This is a genomic window from Shimwellia pseudoproteus, from assembly GCF_016415625.1.
Taxonomy (GTDB): Bacteria; Pseudomonadota; Gammaproteobacteria; order Enterobacterales; family Enterobacteriaceae; genus Shimwellia; species Shimwellia pseudoproteus.
In genome coordinates, this window is record NZ_WBXP01000119.1 from 1 (window position 1) to 637 (window position 637).

Annotated in this window: 1 pseudogene; it reads right to left on the reverse strand. The window is 53.2% G+C overall.

Annotated elements, in window-relative coordinates:
• A pseudogene (locus F9C28_RS19995) lies at positions 1-577 on the reverse strand (IS5 family transposase); the annotation flags it as partial.
• Positions 578-637 lie beyond the last annotated feature (60 nt).

The window sequence follows — 637 nt, forward strand, 5'->3', positions numbered from 1 at the left end:
CAAATTTCCAGCCATTCAGCCTCATAGCCTTTGTCCATACACAGATGCAGCCTGCGACCCGGCCTGCCGGTCTGTAGCGCGTCCAGCGTATCTTCAACCAGTTTTATGTCGTGGGTATTTGCCCCTGCGACAACCAGCGAGAGCGGAAGCCCGTTCCCGTCGGTCATCAGGCTCCGCTTTACTCCCTGTTTCCCCCTGTCAGTCGGGTTGCGACCTGTTTTTTTGAGCCTGCAAGGGGCGATTTTGTCATGCAGCCATCCATCGACAACCATGACCAGTCAATGGCATCCAGCTTCTCGCTGGCAAGCAGCCCGTTTTGCCAGAAGCGTTCAAATACTCCAGCATCCCGCCATTCCTGAAAGCGGCGGTGGGCTGAGCTGGATGAGCAAATATCCGTGGCATTCAGGGCATTCCATTGGCAACCGGTTCTGAGCACAAAGAAAATGGCGTTCATTGCGGCACGATTATCAACACGTCTACGATGCGTGCCCAGCGGATGGTGGGTTTTATGTTCCGGGAGAAGTGGAGCCATTTTCTCCCAGAGTTCATCGCTGATCTGCCACTTGTTGCCCGTCATACTTCGCCCTCAAAAATTGCCATTATTTTCGATCTGACAATTCCTTTTGGGATAGGTTCT